The following is a 20,968-nucleotide window of genomic DNA, read 5'->3' on the forward strand; positions in this document are numbered from 1 at the left end:
GGGTCGCGGTGAGCTCGTCGAGCGAGGGACCGGACCACATGGTCGCGACCCGATCATGCCGGTCGGCCGGCAGCCCGATCCACATGTCCACGCCGAGCGGCTCGGCCACCGCCTCGCGGAACCGGTCACCGACGCTGCGCCCGGTCACGCGCCGCACGAGCTCGCCGCCGAGCCACCCGTGCGTGATCGCGTGATAGGCCCATCCCGTGCCCGGGGCCCAGAGCGGCTCCTGCCGGGCGAGGATCGAGACCATGCGATCCCAGTCGACGATGTCGTCGACCGACAGGTCCTGACGGGGCGCCGAGAGCCCGGCCCGGTGGGCGAGAAGGTCGCCGACGGTGAGGTCGGACTTGCCCGCCTCCCCGAACTCCGGCCAGTACCGGATCGCCGGCGCGTCGTAGTCGAGCCGGCCCTCCTGCACCAGCCGCGCCACGAGGATCGACAGCACGCCCTTGGTGCAGGAGAAGATCACGCTCAGGGTGCGATCGGTCCACGGCGTGCGACCGTGCCGGTCGGCGGAACCGCCGTGCAGGTCGACGACGAGCTCCCCGCGGTGCAGCACGGCGAGCGCCGCGCCCATCCCCGGGCGACCCTCGAACGATGCCTCGAACGCCCGGGCCACGGGCTCGAAGCCCTCGGCGACGTGCCCCTCGCGTCGTGTCATCGCACCACCTCATCCACTCGGCACACCAGCTGACCCTGGGTCGTCCATCGCAACGGGAGCGGATCGGACAGCCGGCCGACGAACTCCCCGCTCACCCACGTTCTCGAACCCGAGCAGCACCCACTCCCCGGAGCGCGACCGGGCGATGCGACCGGCATAGATCGACTCATCGGTCAGCAGCGTCGCCGACTCGACCCCGATCTCGGTGCCGATCTCGCCGGCCGGCACGGCCCAGACGCCCCCGCGGGCGCCATCCGCCGCACGTTCGCCCGCCAGGTGCTCGGCGTCGCACGAGAAGACGACGACGGGACGACCCTCGACGAGGACCCACTGGACGACCTCCAGGTGGGCGAACCCGCTGCCCGGCCGGCTGAGCGGCGGACGCGCCTCCCAGCGGAGCAGATCCTCGGAGACGGCATGGCCGATGACTCCGCGATCCCGTTCGTCCGCGCCCTCCGCCGCGCGGGCCGTCAGCAGCATGTGCCAGCCGCCACGCGGATCGGCGACCACCCACGGATCGCGCCAGGCCTGCTCGTGCCAGGTGCCGGATCCCAGCAGCTCGTACCAGCGCGGGTCCGCCTCGAGCGCGGCGCCGGACGCCGTGTCCCAGTCGTGGAGGTCGCGCGAGCTCGCGGCGACGATCGACTCGATGTTGGCGTCGTCGCTCGGCGACGGGAAGCGCGATCCGGTGTAGAACATGCGCCACAGTCCCGCCGCGTCGTCCCGGATGACGCTGCCGGTCCACGCGGCGCTCGCGTCGGCCTCCCCGCCCGGCCCGGCCCGATCACCGGTCCGTGATCCGTCCAGGTGATGAGATCGTCGGACGTCGCGTGGCCGATCGCCGCGTTGCGGTGCCGCAGGTGCGGGTCGCCGAGCGATCGCGGCGCGTGCAGGTAATAGAGGTGGAAGATCGTTCCGTCGTCGGCGATCCAGAAGTCCCAGACCCAGTGATCCGGGAGGGCGAACGTCATCCGGTCACCCCTTGACCGCGCCCTGCAGCAGGGCCCGGATGAACTGACGCTGGAAGACGATGTAGATCACGATCGTGGGCAGCATGACGATGAGCGCGGCGGCGAACAGCAGCGGGAGCGCGTCGATGTACTGCCCCTGGAACGCTCCGAGGGCTCCCGCCATCGTGCGCTTGTCGGGGTCGTCGACGAGCACGAGCGGCAGCAGGAACTGGTTCCAGGTCCAGAGGAAGATCAGGATGCCGAGCGCCGAGAGCGCCGGCCGCGCCAGCGGGATCTGGATGCGGGCGAACTCCTGCAGCACGCCGGCCCCGTCGACCCGGGCGGCCTCGGAGAGCTCCCGCGGCACGCCGAGGAAGTGGGCGCGCATCCAGAACACGCCGAACGGCATGTAGAGCCCGATCAGCGGCAGGATGATCGCCCATTGGGTGTTCAGCAGCCCGTACGAGGTGATCTGGTAGTAGAGCGGGATCACGATCGCCTCGAACGGGATCGTCAGGCCCAGCACCATCGCGACGAGCACGATGCGGCCGCCCCGCACCCGGAGATTGCCGAGCGCGTACCCCGCGAGGGTCGCGAACAGCAAGCTGACGGGCACCACGACGACGACGATCAGCAGGCTCGACCCCAGCAGCACCCAGACGTGCCCCACCGTGAACGCCGTGACGAAGTTCTCCCAGTGCGGATGGGTGGGCCACGCCAGGCCGGTCGGGATCCGGTCCGGCGACTGCAGCGCGGCCGACAGCATGCTGAGCAGCGGCAGCACCGTCAGGACGAGGATCACGACCAGGACGATTCGCCCCACGATGATCTCGCTTCGCGTCATGACCATCAGTCGGCCTCCCGGGAGAATCGCTGCACCGGCAGCACGACGGCGAGCACGAGGATGAGCAGGACGACGCCGAGTGCCGACGCGAGCCCGACCTGCCCCTGCACGAAGGCGAGGCGGAAGATCGAGATGCCGGGGACGAGGGTCGTGGTGCCGGGGCCGCCCTTGGTGGTCGTGTAGATGATGTCGAAGCTGCTGAGCGCCGAGATCACCGTGATCGTGACGAGCACGACGATCTCCTGGCGGACGCCGGGCAACGTGACCGACCCGAAGAGCCGGAACCAGCCGGCGCCGTCGATGCGGGCCGCCTCGTACAGCGACGGGTCGATCTTGCCCATGCCGGTGAGCAGGAGCACGGTGCACAGCCCGGTGAGGACCCACGATCCGATGAGGCCGACGGCGGGCAGCGCGGTGCCGAAGTCGGCGAGCCACGAGCGGGAGAGGAATCCCAGCCCGACGGCGTGGAGGATCTGATTGATCGTGCCGGTCTGCGCGTACATCCACGACCAGGCGATGCCCGCCGCGACGAGCGGCACGATCTGGGGAGGAAGAGGACGGTGCGCGCCGTCGCCGCGAACGGGCCCTGCTTCATGTCCCGGATCAGCGTGGCCAGCACCAGGCCGCTGATGATCGGGATGATCGTGAAGAAGACGATCAGCACGAGCGCGTTGACGATCGGCGCGAGCAGCGTCGGCTCCGTGAAGATCTCGGCGTAGTTCCCGAAGCCGATCCAGGTGGAGGCGCCGATGCCGTTCCACTTGTAGAAGGAGTACTGGATCGCCGTCACGAGCGGGTACAGCACGAACAACAGGTAGGCGATCACGGCCGGCAGCAGGAACAGCCAGCCGACCGCGAGCGCGCGCCGCGCTCCCCGGGAGGTCCTCCGGGGAGCGCGGCGCTGGGTGGTGGTGCTCACGAGCCGGCGAGGTCCTTCAGGTAGAAGGCCTGGATCGCCTTGGCGAAATCGGCCGGCGTCATCTTGTCGGTCAGCAGCAGCTGCTCATCCGGCTGCAAGGCGCCCTGGTAGATGCCCGACGTGGTGTTGGCGATGAAGTCGGTGAATCCGTCGTCCTTGCCGACGGTCGCCGACAGCTCCAGCGCCTTCTCGATCAGGCTCCCCTTCTCGACGCTCGGGAGCTTCTGGGCGGGGTCGCCCCGGGCGAGGCGCCCGTCACGTCGACGACGATCTGGCGCGCCTTCGCGTTGGTGGCGATCCAGTTCAGGAAGTAGAGCGTCGTGTCGTGGTGCGTGGACTTCGCGGGGACGGCGAACGTGTTGCCGGTTCCCATCGCGACGTACTTGTCGCCCTTCTTGACCGGCGGCGCGAGGAAGAACTGCGCGCCGTCCTTGCCGAGGGCCTTCTGGACGTTCGCCGCGTCCCAGTTGCCGTCCCACATGAACAGCCCCTGGCCCGCCGAGAAGTTCGCGACCATCGTCGTGTAGTTGATGGCGTTCACGTCGGGCGGCAGGTAGCCCTTCTTGGCCCAGTCCTGGAAGACCGTCGCGCCCTTGACCACGGCCGGCGTGTCGAAGGTGGCCCCCGGCTTGTTGAACATCCAGTCGATGAGCTTCTGCTTGTCGCCGTACTGGTTGATGAGAGCCTGCAGCGTGAAGGTGCCGACGCCGTCCTGCATGCCCGTCTGGACCGGCAGCACCCCGGCGTCCTTGGCCTTCTGCAGGTCGGCCTCGAGCTCGTCGAGCGTCTGCGGGACCGCGGTGATCCCGACCTTGTCGGCGAGCTTCTGGTTCATGTAGATGCCGGTGACGCTGTAGCCGATGCCGAACTGCCAGAGCGAGCCCTCACCGCGCACGCCGGCCTTGGTCATCCGCGCGGGAGCGAGCTGCCCGGCGGAGAACTTGTTCCAGCCGTAGGCGTCGAAGTAGGGATCCAGGTTGGTCAGCAGCCCGTCCTTGACGTTGGACCCGAGGGTGGCCAGACGGATGAGGTCGGGAGCGTCGGCGCTCGCCATGAGCCGCGGCGCGTTGGCGAGCAGGTTCTGGAAGCTGTCGCGCACGATCTTGAACTTCACGTTGGGGTGCTGCTTGGTGAACTCGGCGGCCAGCTTCGAGGTGACGGGGAACCCGGTCTCGTCCTGGATCTTGAGCGTCACCTTCTTCGTGGTGAGCGTCGTGCTGACCTTGCCGGTCTGCGCGGCGCCGCCGCCGCTGCTGCCCGGGGCGCAGCCGGCGAGCGCCAACAACGCGACGACCGCGCCGACCGCAATGGTCGTGGCGCGGGTCGCCGCTGGGGAATGCCTCATGGTGGACTCCTTCGTCGAATCGTCGGAACAACTCTCGGCCCGGACCGGTTTCGCCTGTCCGATATGCTGCTAAATGGTTTTAGCACTAGGTAGTGTGCGGGGCGGACGAGGCCATGTCAAGGCGGGTCGCCGGCGCCGGCGGCTGCCCCGCACCAACTACGCTGCGAATCGGAGGACTCGGGATGACGGTCAAGCGGGTCACTCTGGCGGATGTCGCCCGTCGAGCCGGAGTCTCGCCCACGGCCGCATCCATGATCCTCAACGGCAAGCCGGACACCCGCCTCTCGGCCGACGCGCACGCGCGGGTGAATGCCGCGGCGCGGGACCTGGGCTACCGGCCGAACATCGGCGCGCGCGCCCTGCGCACCGACCGCACCTACACGATCGGCTTCATCTCCGACGTCGTCGCCACAACACGATTCGCGAGCGGACTCATCAAGGGTGCGCTCGAGGAGGCGGAGAGCGCCGGCCACGTCGTGCTCGTGCTCGAGACGGGGGCGAGCCCGCCCGCGAGACCGAGGCGATCGAGGCGGTCCTCGACCGGCAGGTCGACGGGGTCATCTTCGCCACGATGCGCGCGCGCGAGCTCTACGTGCCCGAGGTGCCGCGCTCGACCTCCGTGGTCATGCTGAACGCGACGAACGACCGCTATCCGATCGCGGTGCTGCCCGACGAGGAGCGCGGGGGCGCGCCGCGGTCGACGCTCTCGCGGGAGCGGGTCACCGCACGGGCATCGCCCTCATCGGGCAGAACCAGGTTGTCGAGCGCGACCTCTTCCGGTCGGCGACCGTCGAGCGCCGGGTTCGCGGCATCCGCGGCCGCATGGACGAGCTGGGCCTCGCGTTCGTCGCGGAGGAGTCCTGCTGGGAGTGGGAGCCCGACAACGGCTACGACGTGACCTCGCGGCTGCTGGAGCGGCGCGACGACGTGCGGGCCCTGCTCTGCATGAACGACCGGTTGGCCTTCGGCGCCTACCAGGCCCTGAGCGAGCACGGCCTGCGGGCCGGCTCCGACGTGTCGGTCGTCTCCTTCGACAACGACGAGCTCGCGGCCTACCTGCGACCCGGTCTCACGACCGTGTCGCTGCCGCACGAGGAGATGGGGCGGGAGGCGGTGCGTCTCCTGCTCGCCGCCGCCCCGGAGCCGGGCGAGTACCTCGTGCCGATGCCGCTGATCGAACGCAGCTCCGTCGTCGACACGGCGCCGCCCTCATCCGCGAGCAGCGGTTGACGATCGCACGACCAGAGACGTCGCGAGCTCGAACCGCACGACGGACCCCACCGGCGGGCGGCCGCCGCGATTGGCCAGAAGCAGCCGCATGGCCGCGGAGCCCATCTCCGTGAGGGGCTGGCGCACCGTGGTCAGGGTCGGTGTCGCCCATCCGGCCTCGGGCACGTCGTCGAAGCCGATCACGCTGAGGTCGTCGGGGATCCGCAGCCCCAGATCCTTCGCCGCGTCGTAGACGCCGAGCGCCATGAGGTCCGAGCACGCGAAGACGGCGGTCGGACGGCCCGGACCGCGCAGGATTCCGAGCGCCTGGCGGTGCGCGTCGGCGCGGCGCCAGTCGGCGAAGCCGATGCGGATCGAGGCATCCGGGACCACGGAGCGGAAGCCGTCGATCCGTGCCTTGCTGTAGCGATGGTGGCGGTGGCCGCCGATGACGGCGAGGGCGGAATGGCCGAGCCCCGCGAGGTGCTCGGCCGCGGACCGCCCGCCCTCCCAGTTCGTGACGCCGACCGTCGGCACATCCCGCGGCGGGGGCTCATCGGGTCGATGAGCACGATCGGGATGCGCGCCCGCCGCAGGGCGGCGAGCTCCGAGGGCGCGGGGTCGACGAGCATGATGACGGCACCCTCGGACGGGCGGCGCAGCAGCCGGGTCACCCAATCCCTCCCCGACCGGGCGATCGTGATGACCACGTCGGTGCCCGCGGCCGTCGCCGCATCCTCCACACCGGTCAGCACGCCGTTGGCCCAGGTGCCCTCGACGTCGCTGATCACCAGGTCGACCAGCGGCGGCAGAGGGGTCAGCCGGGCCGGGCGCTGGTCGGCGCCGCCATAGCCCAGCTGGTGCGCAGCGTCCAGCACGCGACGGCGCATCGCGGTCGAGACGTCGGTGCGGCCGCGCATGACCTTCGACGCGGTCGGCACCGACGTCGATGCGAGTGCCGCGACGTCGGCGAGGGTCACCCGGCGTTCGGTGGAGGCCATCGCGCGATGCTATCGAGTTTGCGCAAAGTGTCGGCCGCCCCGGTCGATCGGGCGGGTTCTGCTGGCAGCATCCTGAGCACAGGGCCCGCCGAGAGCGCCGGATGATTGCGCAATGCGGGCCCCTTCGACGACGAAGGGACATCATGACCACCACCCCCGGCTGACCCGCCGATCGCTGCTGCTCGGATCGGCCGCGGTCGGCCTGACGGCCGCACTCGCCGCGTGCGCTCCCGGATCGGGCGGAGGCCAGGCCCTCAAGTTCTGGAACATGCCCTGGGGCGGCACGGCGTTCAATCCGCTCGACAAGAAGATCTCCGAGGCGTTCAGTCCGAAGAAGGGGCTGCCCCGTGTGACCTACCAGACGGTGCAGTGGGCGGACTTCGTCACCACGTTCGCCTCGGCGATCGCCGCCAACACGGGGCCGGCCGTCAGCAGCGGCAGCGGCACCCAGGCGTTCCAGTTCGCGACCGAGGACAAGATCGCCCCGGCCGACGACCTGCTCGACTCGTGGAAGAAGAACGGACTGTACGACGACTTCCTGCCGGGTCTGCTCGGCACCATGAAGACGTCGCAGGGCTACGTCGCGATCCCGTACAACCTCGACATGCGCGCCCTCTGGTACAGCAAGCCGCTGCTCGAGAAGGCCGGGGTCGAGCCGCCCAAGGACTGGCAGACCTACCTCGACGCGTGCGAGGCGCTCAAGAAGATCGGCGCATACGGGTTCGGGATCGCGTCGGGCAAGAACGGGAACGGCTTCCAGATCCTCGTGGGGCTGCTCATCAACAACGGGGGCGGGCTCTTCGACGAGGAGCAGAAGCCGCGCTGCGTGACGCCGGAGAACATCCAGGCCCTCGAGTTCGTCGTCGAGATGATCCGGAAGGGCTACGTCGACCCGGGCAGCGCGGGATACTCGACCGACAACGCGCAGGCGCAGTGGAAGGCCGACCGCTTCGCGATGGGCTACGAGGGCCGGGCCTCGCATCCAACCTGGGCGGCAGGTTCGCCAGCGACGTCGTGATCGGGGACCCGCTGGTGGGGGCGACCGGCAAGAAGGGCGCGCTGTACTTCCCGAATAACATCATGATGTACAAGCACACCCCGAGTCAGAAGGACTCCGAGGACTTCCTGACCTACTACTACGAGAACATGGCGCCGCTGTGGACCAAGCACACGGGCATCGGCCTGCCTGTGCTGAAGTCGATCGCCGAGACGCCGGAGTTCTCGTCCGACGCCAACGCGGCCAAGCTCATCTCGGTGTGGCAGCCGATCTGCAAGACCTGGGCCGCTCCCGGCGGCGACGCCCTGTTCGCGAACGTGACGATCGTCGACAGCACACCCGCGATGACGGACTGGGCGCAGTCGCTGCTGTCGCTGAAGGAGACCCCGAAGGAGTCGCTGACCACGCTGCAGGCCAAGCTCGAGGCGAGCCTCAAGAAGTAGAACGACGCCGGCACGAGCACGCTCAGATTCCAGGGCGGCATCAACGTGCCGGATCCCCGCCGGACGCCGGGGCCGGCCGGATGACCTCGCCGCGTGACGGCGTTCCTCGCGTCCGCGGCATCGGACTAGGTCTCGGGCGTCATCATCCCCGTCGACGGCGGCTGGCTCGCGCGCTGAGTGCCCGCGCATCGTAGCCCGACGAGACCGACGCCACGGACCCGCACATCCCACCGACCGGGGATTTTCTTGCGGAGACGGAGGGATTTGAACCCTCGGACCCCCAGGAGGGGTCTCCACCTTAGCAGGGTGGTGCACTCGACCGGACTATGCGACGTCTCCCGGTTGCGTCAGCAACTATAGCGGCTGCCGGATGGCGCCCCGTCGTGGGAGGGGGCGCCATCCGGACCCGGATCTCAGCTGCCGGCGTTGATGTTCAGCACCAGCTGCTCCGCGGCCGCGACCAGGGCACGCGACGGCGCGGCACCGAGCTTGCCGGCCGCTGCGAGGTCGCGCACCTGCGACACGAAGGCCTCGAGCTGGTCGACCGCCTGGGCCTTCTTGCCCTTGTCGAGCTGCTTCGCGGCGTGGTCCAGCTTCACCGTCAGGGCGTTCGTGAGACCGCCGTTCAGGTGCGCCCCCGCGACCGCGCTCTTCAGGCCCGCGAGCTCCGAGTCGAAGCCGGCGAAGTACCAGCCGCTCGCGCCGGCGATGCCGTCGGTGCCGCCCGTGATCCCGTTGTAGCCGCCCCAGTAATAGTCGTACGGGCTCTCGGTCTGACCGTTCGAGACCTTGAGCGCGTACGGGTCGGTGTTCAGTTGCGTCGCGTCGGCGGCCGTGACCGTCGACGTGCCGTAGAGGAAGTCACTCAGGTAGCGACCCTCGGGCGCGGCCGGAGCCGCACCGTGGGGGTCGCCCGCCGACACGTACTTGCCGATGTTGAACTTGACGTAGTCCGACCCGTTCACCCCGAGGTTGTCGTAGACGCTCTTGGCGATCTCGAGGCTCATGTTGTCGGTGTCCGCGCCGTCGTTGTAGTCGTTCAGGTTGGTGTCGATGATGATCGCGCGGTCGGGCGCGAGCGTCGCCACCAGGTCGGCCTGATCGAACGGCAGCCGAATGTAGTCGCCGTAGCCGTACGAGCCGTCCTCGTGCGTGTACTCGTGGCCGTACGGCAGGAAGTGCCGGAACAGCTCGGTCTCGCGCACCCGGTTGTGCCGGTACGAATTGCCGGGCCCTCGGTGCCGTGCGACACGACCGTGTCGGCGCCCGGGTTGTCGTACGCCGTACCGGCGAAGTCGAACTCCTGGCCCTGGGCGTTGTAACGCCAGTTCGCCGGGCCGGTCGCCCCCGCGCCGCCCGCGACGACCGCCTTGACGCGGTCGTCGAAGAGCGCGGCGACGAACGCCTCCTTGCCGTTGATCGAGAAGCCCTTCGTCACGGCGCGACCCGGGTCGATCTTCGCGGCGAGCGCCGCGTTCTGCGACACGGCGGCCTGCAGCGCGTCGAGGTAGACGGAGACCGCCGTCGCGTGCGCGATGAGGATGCTCGAGTCGGCCGACGTGCTGTTCCGCTGGTACGGGAACAGCGTGTAGAAGGTGCCGATCCGGTTCGGGTTGCCCCACGCACCGGCATCCGTCCGCACATCGAAGGCCCAGGACGGGAACGTGACGTTCGCGATCCCGTTGGCCGTGAAGTTCGTGCTGAACCCCACCGCCGCCTTGCCGCCGCCGGGCACCGACGTCGGCAGCGTGATCGGGATCGAGATGTTCACCGGCACGCCGCCGTCGAAGTTGCGGTTGGTCGGGATCACCTGCGCCGTGACGACCGGATTGCCGGTGCCCGCGTACGCGTTGCCGGTGACCTTCACGGTGTAATCGACGCCGAGCTGCGGCTTGTACCCGTACTCGTAGAACTGCGCGAGCGAGAGCAGCTCCTGCTTGCGCTGCTGCCACTGCGCCGACGTCGTCACCTGGCCGTTCGTGCCCTTGCTCGGGTCGAAGAAGGTGAAGGGGCTCGGCACGATCTGCGTCGCGGGCAGGTCGTGCGGGTCGGGATAGGTGGTGTCGCCCCAGCGCAGTCCCGCGAACGCGGTCGTCACCCTCGTGACGGCGGCCTCCTTCTGGGCACGCGTGGCCGTCGGGCTGTCCTTCACCGCCAGATAGGCGGACTTCGCGGCGATCATCCGGTCGCGGGATGCCGGGGTCCACACCGCGCTGTCGTCGCCGTCGTCGGTCGGCGCCGTCCCGTTGCCGGAACCGCCCGGGTTGGACTTCGAGTCCCAGAACCGGATGTCCTCGTCGGCGCTCCAGCCGCTGTACGCGAACGGGGTCTTCCCGTTCCAGCCTGCGAGGGTCACGACCCCCAGTCGCGGTTCGGGATGCGCTGCGAGTCGGGCAGGTTCGAGCCGTCCTCCAACCCCGTGAAGTACTGGCTCTTGCTCCAGTAGGTGAAGGAGTGACCCTGATCATAGGCGCCCACCTCGAGGCCGACCTTCGTGCCGTTCCTCAGCTGCCGATCCGGCTGGTCGCCCCAGCCCTCCAGCTGCAGCGCGAACTCGTACGTGTAGTTCACCCCCGAGCCAGGCGTGTACCCCGACGACTTGAACGCCGCCAGCCGCGTCGAGTAGTCCTGATTGGCGGGGTTGAAGAACGACCCGAGCGACGGGATGCCGGCGTTGTTGTACGACGTCACCGACGTGAGGTTCGGGTTGGCGCTCAGGAAGAAGGTGCCCTGCGTGTCGGTCTCGAAACCCCACTGGTCGTTGTACACGTCCATCGACACGTAGATGCCGTCGGTGTTCGCGGCGTAGCTCGGGGTGTTCCAGTTCGGGGTCGCGGTGTCGGACTCCGTGCTGTCGCCGCTCACCTGCACGAGGCCGTAGAGCACGGGGCCGTCCCACAGGAGGCGCAGGGTGCCGTCGGTCGTGGCATCCGGGTCGTCGCCGGTCATGCCGGCGTCGAACGTGTGGCCGATCGGATAGCTCTTCGCGCCATTCCATGCGGCGTCCTTGACGCCGTCGACGGCGGGGGCCTGCGTCGTGAACGACGCGTCGGCCTGCGCGCGGTCGGCCGTGACCTTGTAGCTCTGGTTGTCGCCGCCGTCGGGCGAGAAGCGCTCGAGAACGTCGGTGTTCGTCACGTACTTCTTGTCGCCGGGCTGGGTGTAGGGGTAGGCGTCCCCGGGCTCGCCGCCGCTGCCGCCGCCGGCGCCACCGCGCCGATGAGCAGGGCCGCGGGCACGAGCACCGCCAGGGACCTGGTCAGTCTTCTCACTGAGATCTCCGTTGTTCGTCACCATCGACGCCGGGCGCGCGTGAGCGCACTCGACTACGGGAACCGCCCCTCCGTTCGTCGCCGCCCACCGCTTCGTGAGGTGCGACATCCGCCCGATGCCGTTCCCGTCGAGTGCATGGGGCGGCGGATCAGCGGCTCTGTGAAACCGCTTTCTCGGAAGCTACCACCTGGCCCTGACGAGCGTCAACGCCCGCCCCGACTCAGAAGTGGTAGGCGACGGAGCAGGTGCGCTGCTCGGCCGTCTGGCCCTGCAGACCCGAGATCACCTGGGCGTCCGAGGGGGTGCCGGACGGGCTGGGCGTGCTCGTGCCGGTGGGCTGGGGCGCGTTCGGGTCGAGGGTCGAGCCGGAGTGATCGCCGCCCACCGAGCGGTCGTCGAGCCCGATCGGCTTGTCGGCCTTGAGTGCTGCGAACAGCTGATCGGCGATGTACCTGGTGGGCTGCACCTTGCCGGAGAAGATGCCGGTGCCACCGGTCGTGCCGGGGTACTGCACGAAGACGATGTTCTGCAGCGGGATGTTCTTGAGCACGAGGGCGACCGACACGAGGGTGTCGAGGCGGGTGAAGTTCTCGCTGAGCGTGATGTTCTTCGTGGCGGCCTCGGCGATCCCGTACAGCTTGCCGAAGTCGGTGAGCGTGCCGCTGCTCTTGATCGTGCGCACCAGCGACGAGAGGTACACCTGCTGCGAGGTGATGCGGCCGAGGTCGCTGCCGTCGCCGACGCCGTGCCGCGAGCGCAGGAACGCGAGCGCGTCGGCCCCCTGGAGCGTGTACGTGCCCGCCTTGGGCAGGTTCAGCCCCGTGTACGGATCGTGGATGGGCGCGTTGACGCAGACGTCGACGCCGCCGACCGCGTCCGACATCGCGATGACGCCCTGGAAGGTGATGAGGCCGGCGAACTGGATCTTGAGGCCGGTCAGGTTCTCGACCGTGGCGACAGTGCACGGCAGGCCGCCGTAGGAGAGCGTCGTGTTGATCGGCAGACCGGTCGCCGGACCGCCCTTGTCGCACCGCGGGATGGGCACGACCATGTCACGCGGGATGCTGACGACCGTGGCGCTCTTCTGGTCGTGCGCGACGTGCATGAGCATCGTGACGTCGTTGAGGGCGCTCCCGCTGTCGTGCCTCGGATCACCGATGCCCCCTGGCCGTCACGGGTGTCGGAGCCGGCGAGCAGGATGTTGAACCCGCCCTTCATCGCCCCGATGCTGGGCGGTGGCCCGGCCTTGTCCGCGCCGATCGAGACGGTCTTGATGTTCGCGTGCAGGTTGTTCACCGCGATCGCCGCGACGGATCCGACGGCGACGAGCGCGACCGCGACCGCGCCGCCGAGCACGGCGAGGACGGTCCTCCACGCGGCGGAGCGGGTCAGTCGCCCGTGCCGCGCGACGGTGGCGCCGGCGGGCTGACGGGAGGATCGATCGCGGAACTCGCTCACGGCGGCACCTTCTCTCGGCGGTCGCAGTCGGGACGGACACGCGCCGCGCGACGGGCGGCGCGCGACACAGGACCCTATCCTCGCCTGTCGCGCCTGACCATTGGCGGCGAATCGGTCAGAACTCGAATCCCTCCGGGTACGGGTCCGAGGGGTCGAGCAGGTACTGCCCGAGCCCGGTGACCCAGGCCCGGCCCGTGATCGTCGGGATGACGGCCGCCCGGTCGCCGACCGTCGTCTGCGAGATGAGGCGACCGACGAACCGGCTGCCGATGAACGACTCGTTGACGAAGTCGGTGTCGAGCGGCAGCTCGCCGCGCGCCCACAGCTCGGCCATCCGGGCGCTCGTGCCGGTGCCGCACGGCGATCGGTCGAACCACCCCGGATGGATCGCCATCGCGTGCCGGGAGTACCGCGCCGTCGACCCCGGTGCGATGAACTCGACGTGGTGGCAGTGGTCGACGCCGTCGATCTCCGGATGCCGCGGCCGGTCGGCCTCGTTGATCGCCTGCATGATCGCGAGTCCCGCATCCGAGATGTCGCGCTGCCGCGTGCGATCGAAGGGCAGGCCGACGGCATCCAGGTCGACCATCGCATAGAAGTTGCCGCCGAACGCGAGCGAGTACGGCACCGACCCGAGGCCGGGCACCTCGACGTGCGCGTCGAGCCGCTCGACGTACGACGGCACGTTCTCGATCGTCACGGCGTCGGCGTGTCCGCCCGACACGGCGACCCGCGCGACCACCAGCCCGGCCGGGGTGTCGAGCCGGATCGTCGTGACCGGTTCGACGACCTCGACCATGCCCGCCTCGACGAGCGCGGTCGCGACGCCGATCGTGCCGTGCCCGCACATCGGCAGGAAACCGGAGACCTCGATGAAGACGACGCCCCAGTCGGCATCCGGGCGGGTCGAGGGCTGCAGGATCGCGCCGCTCATCGCCGCGTGTCCGCGCGGCTCGGTCATGAGGAACCGCCGCAGGCCGTCGAGGTGCTCCATCGCGTACAGGCGGCGCTCGTTGCCGGTCGCGCCCGGGATGACCGGGACGCCGCCCGTGACGACGCGCGTCGGCATGCCCTCGGTGTGGGTGTCGATCGCCGAGATGACGCGGGAGCTGTGCATCACGCCGCCGTTCGGCTCTTGTGCTCGGCAAGCGCGGCGAGCGCGTGCTCGGTCTGCGCACGCACGAGCGCCTCGTGCTCGGCGGTGAGCGGCCCGCGCGGCGGGCGGCACGGTCCGCCGTATCGGCCGACCATGTCCATGCTCAGCTTGATCGCCTGCACGAACTCGGTGCGGGAGTCCCAGCGGAAGACCGGCACGAGGTGCCGGTAGAGCGCGCGCGCCTCGTCGATGCGCCCGGAGCGGGCGAGCTCGTAGATCTCGACCGACTCCGCGGGGAACGCGTTCGGGAATCCCGCGAACCACCCGACCGCGCCGTCGACGAGGAGCTCGAACAGCAGGTCGTCGGCACCGGCGATCACGTCGATGTCGCAGCGCTCCGCGATCTCGAACGCGCGCCGCACGTCGCCGGAGAACTCCTTGACGGCCACGACGTTGTCGATGGCGGCCAGCTCGGCGACGACGTCGGGCGTCAGGTCGACCTTCGTGTCGATCGGGTTGTTGTAGAGCATGACGGGCAGGCCGACCGAGGCCACCTCGGTGTAGTGGGCGACGATCTGCGACCGTGACGCCCGGTACATCGTCGGCGGCAGGCACAGCACCGCGTCGGCACCGTCCTCCGCCGCGAGCTCGGCCCAGCGCCTGGCGAGATGCGAGCCCGGGGCGTGGACTCCGGCGATGACGATGCCGCGCCCGGCGACCGCCGAGACCGCGGTCTGCACGACGCGTCGGCGCTCGTCGTCGGTGAGCGACGAGTACTCGCCGAGCGATCCGTTGGGACCGACGCCGCGGCAGCCGTTCTCGATGAGCCAGTCGCAGTGCGCCGCGTAGGCATCGTGGTCGACGGCGAGACCGCCGGGCGCGGCGGGGTCGGGCCGGTACGGCAGCGCGGTCGCGACGACGACGCCGCCCAGGTCGGTGGTGGGGGTGCTCATGTGCTCTCGCCTTTCGTGGGGATGGTCTCGGGAGTCCGTGCGAGCTCGCCGAAGCGCAGCGGGGTGACGATCGGGCGCCAGTCGGAGACCGCGTCGTCGAGGATCGCGCCGGTGGAGCGCGCGAGCAGCTCCTCGACCACGCGACCGCAGATGCGCGCCTGGCAGGGTCCGAGCCCCGCGCGCGTCGTGAGGCGGAGCGAGCGCAGGCTCTGCGTCCGCGTCGCGGTCGCGGTCGCGCGCAGCCGGCCGTACGGCACCTCCTCGCAGCGGCAGACGATCGTGTCGTCGGTGAGCCCGTCGCGCCAGCCGGGCCGTGGGCCGTGCGCGGCGGCGAGCGCCCGCGCGAACCGGCGGTACCGGCGCACCGCGGCCCGGGCACGCGCGACGCGGGGATCGTGGGCGGCCCCGCCGGCCGCGATCCACCCCGCAACCGCGCCCTCGGCGAGGGCGGCGTCCGCCCCGCCGATGCCGGTCACCTCGCCGGCGGCGAGCACGCCCGGCGCGCTCGTGCGCTGGTCGGCGTCGACCGCGACGAAACGGCCGGCATCGAGGCGGCATCCGGCGGCGAGCGCGAGCTCGAGCCGCGGCGTGAAGCCGTGCGACACCGCGAGCGCGTCGGCCTCGACGGTGCGCTGCGTGCCCGGCACGGGGCGCCACTGCGCGTCGAGCCGCGCGATCGTCACGGCCTCGACCCGATCGTCGCCGTGCGCGGCGATGACGCCGCTGCCCACGCGGTACGGGATGCGGCCGCGCAGCTGCCCACGCGCGTACCCGGCGAGCTCGCCGAGCTTGCCCGCCATCGCGGGGAGCACGGGCAGAGCGCCCGCCCAGCCGGCGGCGAGCTGTCGACGGCCGGCGGCCTCGTGCACGCTCAGCACGGTCGCGCCCGTGGCGGCGAGCGACGCCGCGACCGGCAGCAGGAACGGCCCGGCGCCGGCGACGACGACCCGGCGGCCGATCGCCACCCGCTCGGCCTTGGCGAGCGCCTGCGCCGCGCCGCCGGTGACGACGCCCGGCAGGTCCCAGCCCGGGAACGGCAGCGTGAGGTCGTGCGCTCCGGTGGCGAGCACCAGCGCATCCGGCACGAGGATCTCCATCGTGCGGTCGGGTCCGTCGACGGCGCCGATCGCGAGCTGGAGCCGCGGACGGCCGTCGACGTGGTCGAGCGCCCACACCTGCGCGCCGGTGCGGATCCGGCACCGGGGATGCCGTTCGAGCCGGTCGCGCAGCGTCGTGAAACGCGACCAGCGGTGATGCAGCGCGGACTCGGCGGCGGCCGGACGGGCATCCGGCATGTGCCGCCAGAACTGCCCGCCGAGCTGGGTCGTGGCGTCGACCAGCGTCACCTCGGCGCCCGCCGCCAGAGCGGCCCCGGCCGCGGCCAGACCGGCCGGCCCTGCGCCGACCACGACGACGTTCACGACGTCGTCTCCGGCAGCGTCTCGTCCTGGGTCGTGACGAGGTCTCCGTCGGTCGCCGGACGCTGACACGCCCGGATGTCGCGCACCCCGCCGACCGCCACGAGGCAGTCGAAGCAGACGCCGATCCCGCAGAAGATCCCACGCGGCCGCCGACCCGCTGCGGTCGTGCGCCAGGCGGTGCGATCGGCGGCCAGCAGCACCCCCGCGATCGACTGGCCCCGGACACCGGTGACCGGCTCGCCGTCGACGACGATCGTCACGGCCTCGGCCGCTCCCGGCCGCACCGGGTCGCCCCCGGCGGCATCGCGCGCGCGGTCACGCCGCCGCTCCGAGGCCGAGCGAGGCGCGAGCGGGCGAGAAGGGCTCGGGGTCGAGTGCGGGGGCCGCCCCGTCATGACGTCGCGCAGCAGCTCGGCAGTGCCGAGCGCCAGGCCGACGCCGGCGCCCTCGTGACCCGTCGCGTGCCACAGGCCGGCGACCCGCGGGTCCGCTCCGATCACGGGGAGATGGTCGGGCATGAAGGGCCGGAAGCCGCCGTACACGCGCATGACCGCGGCATCGGCGAGGAAGGGGAACACGCGGGTGGCCTTGCGCGCGATCTCGCGCACGGCATCCAGATCGAGCGCCGCGTCGAACCCGGCCTGGCGGCGCGAGGATCCGACCAGCACCGTGCCGCCGGCGGTCGACTCGATGACGCTCGAGGTCTGCAACGCCGCATCGTCCGAGCCGACCGCGCCCACGTAGTCGGCGTCGTAGACCTTGTGGAAGACGCGGTGCGGCATCCGGGTGGTCACGAGCACGACACCGCGGCGCGGCCGCACGGGGAGGAGGCGCCGAGCACGGTGGCCACCTCGCCCGACCAGGGTCCGGCGGCGAGCACCACGGCGCCCGCCGGATGCTCGCCCCGGTCGGTGCGCACGCCGGTGATGCGACCATCGCCGTCGCGCAGCGCGCCGACGACCCGCTCGCCGTACGCGGTGCGGGCCCCGCGGGAACGCGCCGAGGCGAGCAGGGCCTCGGCGGCGATCACCGGCTGCACCTGCGCGTCCTCGGGGTAGTGCACCGCGGCGTGGACGCCGGGGGCGAGGTCGGGCTCCAGCACGTGGGCGACCGCGTCATCGAGCTCCCGCGCGTCGACTCCGGCCGCCCGCTGACGCGCCGCGAAGGCGAGCAGCGGCGCCGCACCGGTCTCGGTCGTCGCGACCACGAGGCCACCCTTGCGCTCGTATTCGATCGCGGGAACGGCGGCCGTCAGCTCGTCGGCGAGCTCGGCCTGCAGCTCGTCCCACAACCGGAGCGAGCGCTGCACGAGCGCGAGCTCCGGGCCGGCGTCCTTGTCGGAGACCAGGATGTTGCCCTCGCCCTGCGCGCTCGTGCCGCTCGCGGCGCCCGATCGATCGATCACGGTCACGGCGAGGCCCGCGCCGGCCAGCACACGTGCGCAGGCCGCACCGACGATGCCGGCTCCGACGACGACGACGTCCGCGCGCATGGCCCTCCTCGCCAGTAATATGTCACATGCTATTCGGGTGGACCGTCGCCCGCGACGGCCGCTCGTCGTTGCCGGCCCACCAGCCCACCACGTGACCGATGTGGCGGTGCATGAGGGCGCGGGCGCCGGCGGCGTCGTGGGCCGCGAGCAGGTCGAGCAGCTCGTGATGCTCCGCGGCCGACGCGGCGAGGAGGTCGCTCTGCAGGAGCCGCGTGAGGCCGCCGAGGCGGGTGCGCTGCCGCAGATCCGAGACGATCGACTCGAGCACGGGGTTGCCGAGGTGCCGGAGCAGGCCGAGGTGGAAGTCGTGATCGGCGAGCAGGTACGCCGGGAGATCCCGGCGAGCCGCTCCCTTCACGATCGCGTCGGCCAGCCGGCGTCCCGCCTTCTCCATCTCGGGTGTGAAGACCGCCGCCAGCTCCGCCATGGCCTCCGGCTCGAGCAGGTGCCGCACCTGCGCGAGCTGCTCGAGGAGGGACTCGTCGACCTCCGTGACCCGGAACCCCTTGTTGCGCAGCGGCACGACCAGTCCGCGCTTGGCGAGGTTCAGCATCGCCTCCCGCACCGGCGTCGCCGACACGTCGAAGCGCGCGGCCAGCGCCGGCACCGAGACGACCAGCCCGGCCTCCATCTGCCCCGAGATGATCGCGCTCGCGACGGCCGTCTCCACCGTGTCGCGCAGACTGGCGCCCTGCTCGATCCTCGTGATGCCCGACGCGGTGCTCATGGTGCGTCCCACGGTAGCGGCGGCCTCAGCGGTAGCGATCGAACGGGAGGCGGCCTCGGCGAGCACCGCCTCCGATCCGGCGTACACGCCCTCGGCACGCGGCCAGTGGACCACCAGGTGCGTGAAGCCGAGTGCGCCGGCGCGGCCGACGGCCTCCTCGAACTCGTCGATCGAGCGCAACGCGAAGCGGTCGCCCGACGTCGCGTCGACCGACAGGTGCCGCTCGAGCGAACGCGGGTCGCGGCCGCGCCGCTCCATCGCCTCGTCGAGGCGGCCGGCGAGCGCGGCGATCTCGTCCCACCAGGCGTCGTCGGCGACTCCGCGCGGTCCGTTGGTGATCCAGGCCTGGCCGAGCCGGGCGACGAGGTCGAGCGCGCGCGGTCCGTTGGCCGCGATCGCGAACGGGAGACGGGGAGTCTGCACCGGACGGCCCACCATGCGGGCACCCACGGCGCGGTACCACGTGCCGTCGGCGTCGACGCCCCCGCTGCCCGGCGTCTCGAAGCGCAGCAGCGCGTCGAGCAGGTCGACGAACTCGGTGAAGCGCTCGTGCCGCTCGCCGGCGGTGTAGGGCCGCTCGCCGAGCACCTCGTTGTCGTGCGCGACCGCGGCGCCCGAGCCGACGCCGAGCAGCACGCGACCGCCGCTGATGTCGTCGAGAGTCGCGAGCTCCTTCGCGAACGGCACCGGATGCCGGAAGTTGGGTCCGCTGACGAAGGTGCCGAGGCGGATCCGCTCGGTGACGGTCGCGGCCGCCGTGAGCGTCGGGATCGTCGCGCCCCAGGGCTGATCGGCGAGGCTCAACCAGGAGAGGTGGTCGTAGATCCAGGCGTTGTCGAAGCCGAGCTCCTCGGCTGCGCGCCAGCGCTCCCGGGCGATCGGCCACGGGGCCTGCGGCAGGATGACGATCCCGAAGCGCATGCCACCGAGCGTAGGCGGCCGGCGTTCCCGTGGTATCTAATGTGTCACGTGCCGAACGGCCTGCTGATCACCGACGCCCTGCTCTTCGACGGCGAGTCGGCGGAGCTGGTCGAGACCGACATCCGGATCGCCGACGGCCGCATCGCGGAGCTGGGTCGCGGCATCCGGGCCGATGTGCCGACGATCGCCGCTGCGGGCCGCGTCGTCGGCCCCGGCCTGACCGACGCGCACTTCCACGCCTACGCGGTCGGGTTGCACAGCGACGAGATCGAGGCGATGCCCCTGAGCTACGTGGCGCTCGCCGGTGCGACCCGCCTGCGGCAGGCGCTCGCGCGCGGCTTCACGCGCGTGCGCGACGTCGCGGGCGGCGACGCCGGGCTCGCGCTCGCGCTCGAGCGCGGCCACCTCGTCGCGCCGCGCTACCTCTATACCGGGCCGGCCCTCAGCCAGACCGGCGGTCACGGCGACCCGCGCACGATCACCGAGCCCTGGGCGCCGCGCCCCGGCGGCTACACCGAGGAGGTCGTCGACGGGGTCGACGCGCTACGCCGCGCGGTCCGGGAGCGGTTCCGGATGGGCGCCCACGCGATCAAGATCATGACCTCGGGCGGCGTGGTGTCGTACACCGATCCGCTCCGGGTTCCGCAGTACTCGCCCGAGGAGGTGCGGGCCGTGACCGACGAGGCCGCCCGGCGTGGCAGGTACGTGGCCGCGCACGCCTACTCGCCCGAGGCGATCGTGCACTCGATCGACAACGGCGTGCGCTCGATCGAGCACGGCAACCTGCTCGACGCGGCCACCGCGCGGCGGATGGCAGGCGCGGGCGCCGTGCTCATTCCGACCCTCGCGGCCTACGACGCGATGGATCGGCGCGGCGCCGCGATGGGGCTCGCCGCCGTGTCGCAGGCCAAGAACCGTGAGGTGCTCGATGCGGGCAAGCACGCCATCCGGCACGCGCTCGACGCCGGAGTCGCCGTCGGCTGGGGCTCCGACCTCATGGGCGATCTCGCCGACGACCAGCTCGTGGGCGTGCGGCTGCAGGCCGAGGTCATGGGGGCGCTCGGCACGCTGCGCGCGATGATCCGCACGAACGCGGAGCTGTTCGGCACCTGGCCGGAGGGCGGGCCGACCGCCGTCGGAGCGGAGGCCGACCTCGTCGTGTGGGACGGGAATCCGGTGGAGGACCTCTCCGTCGTCTGGGACGAGAGCCGACCCCGCACCGTAATCCTCGGGGGACGCGTCGTCGGCGACTGAC

Annotated in this window: 23 protein-coding genes, 1 tRNA gene and 2 pseudogenes; 7 read left to right on the forward strand and 19 right to left on the reverse strand. The window is 71.2% G+C overall.

The window, feature by feature from the left end:
• Positions 1–43 precede the first annotated feature (43 nt).
• The 4 genes and pseudogenes from QQK35_RS08650 to QQK35_RS08665 form a co-directional block, all read right to left on the reverse strand.
• Positions 44–664 (reverse strand): annotated as a pseudogene (locus QQK35_RS08650) (serine hydrolase domain-containing protein); the annotation flags it as partial.
• Positions 665–673: 9 nt separating this feature from the next.
• Positions 674–1,612 carry a glycoside hydrolase family protein gene (locus QQK35_RS08655; RefSeq protein ID WP_348535006.1) on the reverse strand — a complete coding sequence of 313 codons (939 nt, stop codon included), beginning with the start codon at positions 1,610–1,612 and terminating at the stop codon, positions 674–676.
• 27 nt (positions 1,613–1,639) lie between these two features.
• Positions 1,640–2,464 carry a carbohydrate ABC transporter permease gene (locus QQK35_RS08660; RefSeq protein ID WP_284253819.1) on the reverse strand — a complete coding sequence of 275 codons (825 nt, stop codon included), beginning with the start codon at positions 2,462–2,464 and terminating at the stop codon, positions 1,640–1,642.
• Entirely contained in the window at positions 2,464–2,997 is a 534-nt protein-coding gene (locus QQK35_RS08665) for a carbohydrate ABC transporter permease (protein WP_284253820.1), read from the reverse strand. The genes QQK35_RS08660 and QQK35_RS08665 overlap by 1 nt, the downstream gene beginning before the upstream one ends.
• Before the next feature lie 21 nt (positions 2,998–3,018).
• Here QQK35_RS08665 and QQK35_RS08670 point away from each other — a divergent pair, with 21 nt between their 5' ends.
• Positions 3,019–3,177, forward strand: a complete 159-nt coding sequence (locus tag QQK35_RS08670) for a hypothetical protein (RefSeq protein WP_284253821.1) — start codon at positions 3,019–3,021, stop codon at positions 3,175–3,177.
• Positions 3,178–3,570: 393 nt separating this feature from the next.
• On the opposite strand, the gene QQK35_RS08675 is transcribed toward QQK35_RS08670, so the two are convergent.
• Complete coding sequence (locus tag QQK35_RS08675) at positions 3,571–4,722, reverse strand: ABC transporter substrate-binding protein (protein ID WP_284253822.1); 1,152 nt, start codon at positions 4,720–4,722, stop codon at positions 3,571–3,573.
• A gap of 182 nt (positions 4,723–4,904) precedes the next feature.
• On the opposite strand from QQK35_RS08675, the gene QQK35_RS08680 reads away from it, so the two are divergent.
• Entirely contained in the window at positions 4,905–5,354 is a 450-nt protein-coding gene (locus QQK35_RS08680; protein ID WP_284253823.1) for a LacI family DNA-binding transcriptional regulator, read from the forward strand.
• Between the two features lie 109 nt (positions 5,355–5,463).
• Positions 5,464–5,952: a substrate-binding domain-containing protein gene (locus QQK35_RS08685; RefSeq protein WP_284255654.1), complete on the forward strand. Its 489-nt coding sequence runs from the start codon at positions 5,464–5,466 to the stop codon at positions 5,950–5,952.
• On the opposite strand, the gene QQK35_RS08690 is transcribed toward QQK35_RS08685, so the two are convergent.
• Complete coding sequence (locus QQK35_RS08690) at positions 5,932–6,609, reverse strand: substrate-binding domain-containing protein (protein ID WP_284253824.1); 678 nt, start codon at positions 6,607–6,609, stop codon at positions 5,932–5,934. The genes QQK35_RS08685 and QQK35_RS08690 overlap by 21 nt on opposite strands.
• On the opposite strand from QQK35_RS08690, the gene QQK35_RS08695 reads away from it, so the two are divergent.
• Positions 6,496–6,783, forward strand: coding sequence for a hypothetical protein (locus QQK35_RS08695; protein WP_284255782.1), 288 nt, complete (start codon positions 6,496–6,498; stop codon positions 6,781–6,783). The genes QQK35_RS08690 and QQK35_RS08695 overlap by 114 nt on opposite strands.
• Before the next feature lie 56 nt (positions 6,784–6,839).
• On the opposite strand, the pseudogene QQK35_RS20385 reads toward QQK35_RS08695, so the two are convergent.
• Positions 6,840–6,932 (reverse strand): annotated as a pseudogene (locus tag QQK35_RS20385) (hypothetical protein); the annotation flags it as partial.
• Between the two features lie 112 nt (positions 6,933–7,044).
• Between QQK35_RS20385 and QQK35_RS08700 the strand changes: the two are divergent.
• The gene (locus QQK35_RS08700; protein WP_284253825.1) at positions 7,045–7,950 is read left to right on the forward strand and encodes an ABC transporter substrate-binding protein; all 906 of its coding nucleotides are present in this window, start codon (positions 7,045–7,047) and stop codon (positions 7,948–7,950) included.
• Positions 7,947–8,372, forward strand: coding sequence for a hypothetical protein (locus tag QQK35_RS08705; RefSeq protein ID WP_284253826.1), 426 nt, complete (start codon positions 7,947–7,949; stop codon positions 8,370–8,372). Before QQK35_RS08700 ends, QQK35_RS08705 begins: the two co-directional genes overlap by 4 nt.
• Before the next feature lie 249 nt (positions 8,373–8,621).
• Here QQK35_RS08705 and QQK35_RS08710 read toward each other — a convergent pair.
• From QQK35_RS08710 to QQK35_RS08765, 12 genes are all read right to left on the reverse strand, one after another.
• Positions 8,622–8,711: transfer RNA gene (locus QQK35_RS08710), tRNA-Ser, on the reverse strand.
• A 74-nt stretch (positions 8,712–8,785) separates the two neighbouring features.
• Positions 8,786–9,460: an FIMAH domain-containing protein gene (locus tag QQK35_RS08715; RefSeq protein WP_284253827.1), complete on the reverse strand. Its 675-nt coding sequence runs from the start codon at positions 9,458–9,460 to the stop codon at positions 8,786–8,788.
• The gene (locus tag QQK35_RS08720; protein ID WP_284253828.1) at positions 9,412–10,728 is read right to left on the reverse strand and encodes a glucuronyl esterase domain-containing protein; all 1,317 of its coding nucleotides are present in this window, start codon (positions 10,726–10,728) and stop codon (positions 9,412–9,414) included. Before QQK35_RS08720 ends, QQK35_RS08715 begins: the two co-directional genes overlap by 49 nt.
• Entirely contained in the window at positions 10,725–11,510 is a 786-nt protein-coding gene (locus tag QQK35_RS08725; protein WP_284253829.1) for a sugar-binding protein, read from the reverse strand. The genes QQK35_RS08720 and QQK35_RS08725 overlap by 4 nt, the downstream gene beginning before the upstream one ends.
• The gene (locus QQK35_RS08730) at positions 11,507–11,644 is read right to left on the reverse strand and encodes a hypothetical protein (RefSeq protein WP_284253830.1); all 138 of its coding nucleotides are present in this window, start codon (positions 11,642–11,644) and stop codon (positions 11,507–11,509) included. Before QQK35_RS08730 ends, QQK35_RS08725 begins: the two co-directional genes overlap by 4 nt.
• A 221-nt stretch (positions 11,645–11,865) precedes the next feature.
• Positions 11,866–12,756 carry an LCP family protein gene (locus tag QQK35_RS08735; protein ID WP_284253831.1) on the reverse strand — a complete coding sequence of 297 codons (891 nt, stop codon included), beginning with the start codon at positions 12,754–12,756 and terminating at the stop codon, positions 11,866–11,868.
• Between the two features lie 462 nt (positions 12,757–13,218).
• Complete coding sequence (locus QQK35_RS08740; protein WP_284255655.1) at positions 13,219–14,220, reverse strand: proline racemase family protein; 1,002 nt, start codon at positions 14,218–14,220, stop codon at positions 13,219–13,221.
• Complete coding sequence (locus tag QQK35_RS08745; RefSeq protein WP_284253832.1) at positions 14,220–15,152, reverse strand: dihydrodipicolinate synthase family protein; 933 nt, start codon at positions 15,150–15,152, stop codon at positions 14,220–14,222. The genes QQK35_RS08740 and QQK35_RS08745 overlap by 1 nt, the downstream gene beginning before the upstream one ends.
• The gene (locus tag QQK35_RS08750; protein ID WP_284253833.1) at positions 15,149–16,573 is read right to left on the reverse strand and encodes an FAD/NAD(P)-dependent oxidoreductase; all 1,425 of its coding nucleotides are present in this window, start codon (positions 16,571–16,573) and stop codon (positions 15,149–15,151) included. The genes QQK35_RS08745 and QQK35_RS08750 overlap by 4 nt, the downstream gene beginning before the upstream one ends.
• Positions 16,570–17,394, reverse strand: a complete 825-nt coding sequence (locus QQK35_RS08755; RefSeq protein WP_284253834.1) for an FAD-dependent oxidoreductase — start codon at positions 17,392–17,394, stop codon at positions 16,570–16,572. Before QQK35_RS08755 ends, QQK35_RS08750 begins: the two co-directional genes overlap by 4 nt.
• Positions 17,364–18,065 (reverse strand): NAD(P)/FAD-dependent oxidoreductase, encoded by a 702-nt coding sequence (locus tag QQK35_RS08760; RefSeq protein ID WP_284253835.1) that lies wholly within the window; start codon positions 18,063–18,065, stop codon positions 17,364–17,366. The genes QQK35_RS08755 and QQK35_RS08760 overlap by 31 nt, the downstream gene beginning before the upstream one ends.
• Before the next feature lie 22 nt (positions 18,066–18,087).
• Complete coding sequence (locus tag QQK35_RS08765; protein ID WP_284253836.1) at positions 18,088–19,713, reverse strand: LLM class flavin-dependent oxidoreductase; 1,626 nt, start codon at positions 19,711–19,713, stop codon at positions 18,088–18,090.
• Positions 19,714–19,761: 48 nt separating this feature from the next.
• On the opposite strand from QQK35_RS08765, the gene QQK35_RS08770 reads away from it, so the two are divergent.
• Positions 19,762–20,967 (forward strand): metal-dependent hydrolase family protein, encoded by a 1,206-nt coding sequence (locus QQK35_RS08770; RefSeq protein ID WP_284253837.1) that lies wholly within the window; start codon positions 19,762–19,764, stop codon positions 20,965–20,967.
• Position 20,968: the final 1 nt, after the last annotated feature.

This window comes from Pseudolysinimonas kribbensis (genome assembly GCF_030161895.1).
Lineage (GTDB): Bacteria > Actinomycetota > Actinomycetes > Actinomycetales > Microbacteriaceae > Pseudolysinimonas > Pseudolysinimonas kribbensis.

Coding starts and splice junctions, on each gene's coding strand:
- QQK35_RS08765 (WP_284253836.1), bottom strand. CDS start 19,713: ATGCGCTTCGGGATCGTCATCCTGCCGCAGGCCCCGTGGCCGATCGCC.
- QQK35_RS08735 (WP_284253831.1), bottom strand. CDS start 12,756: ATGCTCATGCACGTCGCGCACGACCAGAAGAGCGCCACGGTCGTCAGC.
- QQK35_RS08700 (WP_284253825.1), top strand. CDS start 7,045: ATGCGGGCCCCTTCGACGACGAAGGGACATCATGACCACCACCCCCGG.
- QQK35_RS08760 (WP_284253835.1), bottom strand. CDS start 18,065: ATGCGCGCGGACGTCGTCGTCGTCGGAGCCGGCATCGTCGGTGCGGCC.
- QQK35_RS08740 (WP_284255655.1), bottom strand. CDS start 14,220: ATGCACAGCTCCCGCGTCATCTCGGCGATCGACACCCACACCGAGGGC.
- QQK35_RS08680 (WP_284253823.1), top strand. CDS start 4,905: ATGACGGTCAAGCGGGTCACTCTGGCGGATGTCGCCCGTCGAGCCGGA.
- QQK35_RS08660 (WP_284253819.1), bottom strand. CDS start 2,464: ATGGTCATGACGCGAAGCGAGATCATCGTGGGGCGAATCGTCCTGGTC.
- QQK35_RS08695 (WP_284255782.1), top strand. CDS start 6,496: ATGAGCACGATCGGGATGCGCGCCCGCCGCAGGGCGGCGAGCTCCGAG.
- QQK35_RS08675 (WP_284253822.1), bottom strand. CDS start 4,722: ATGAGGCATTCCCCAGCGGCGACCCGCGCCACGACCATTGCGGTCGGC.
- QQK35_RS08745 (WP_284253832.1), bottom strand. CDS start 15,152: ATGAGCACCCCCACCACCGACCTGGGCGGCGTCGTCGTCGCGACCGCG.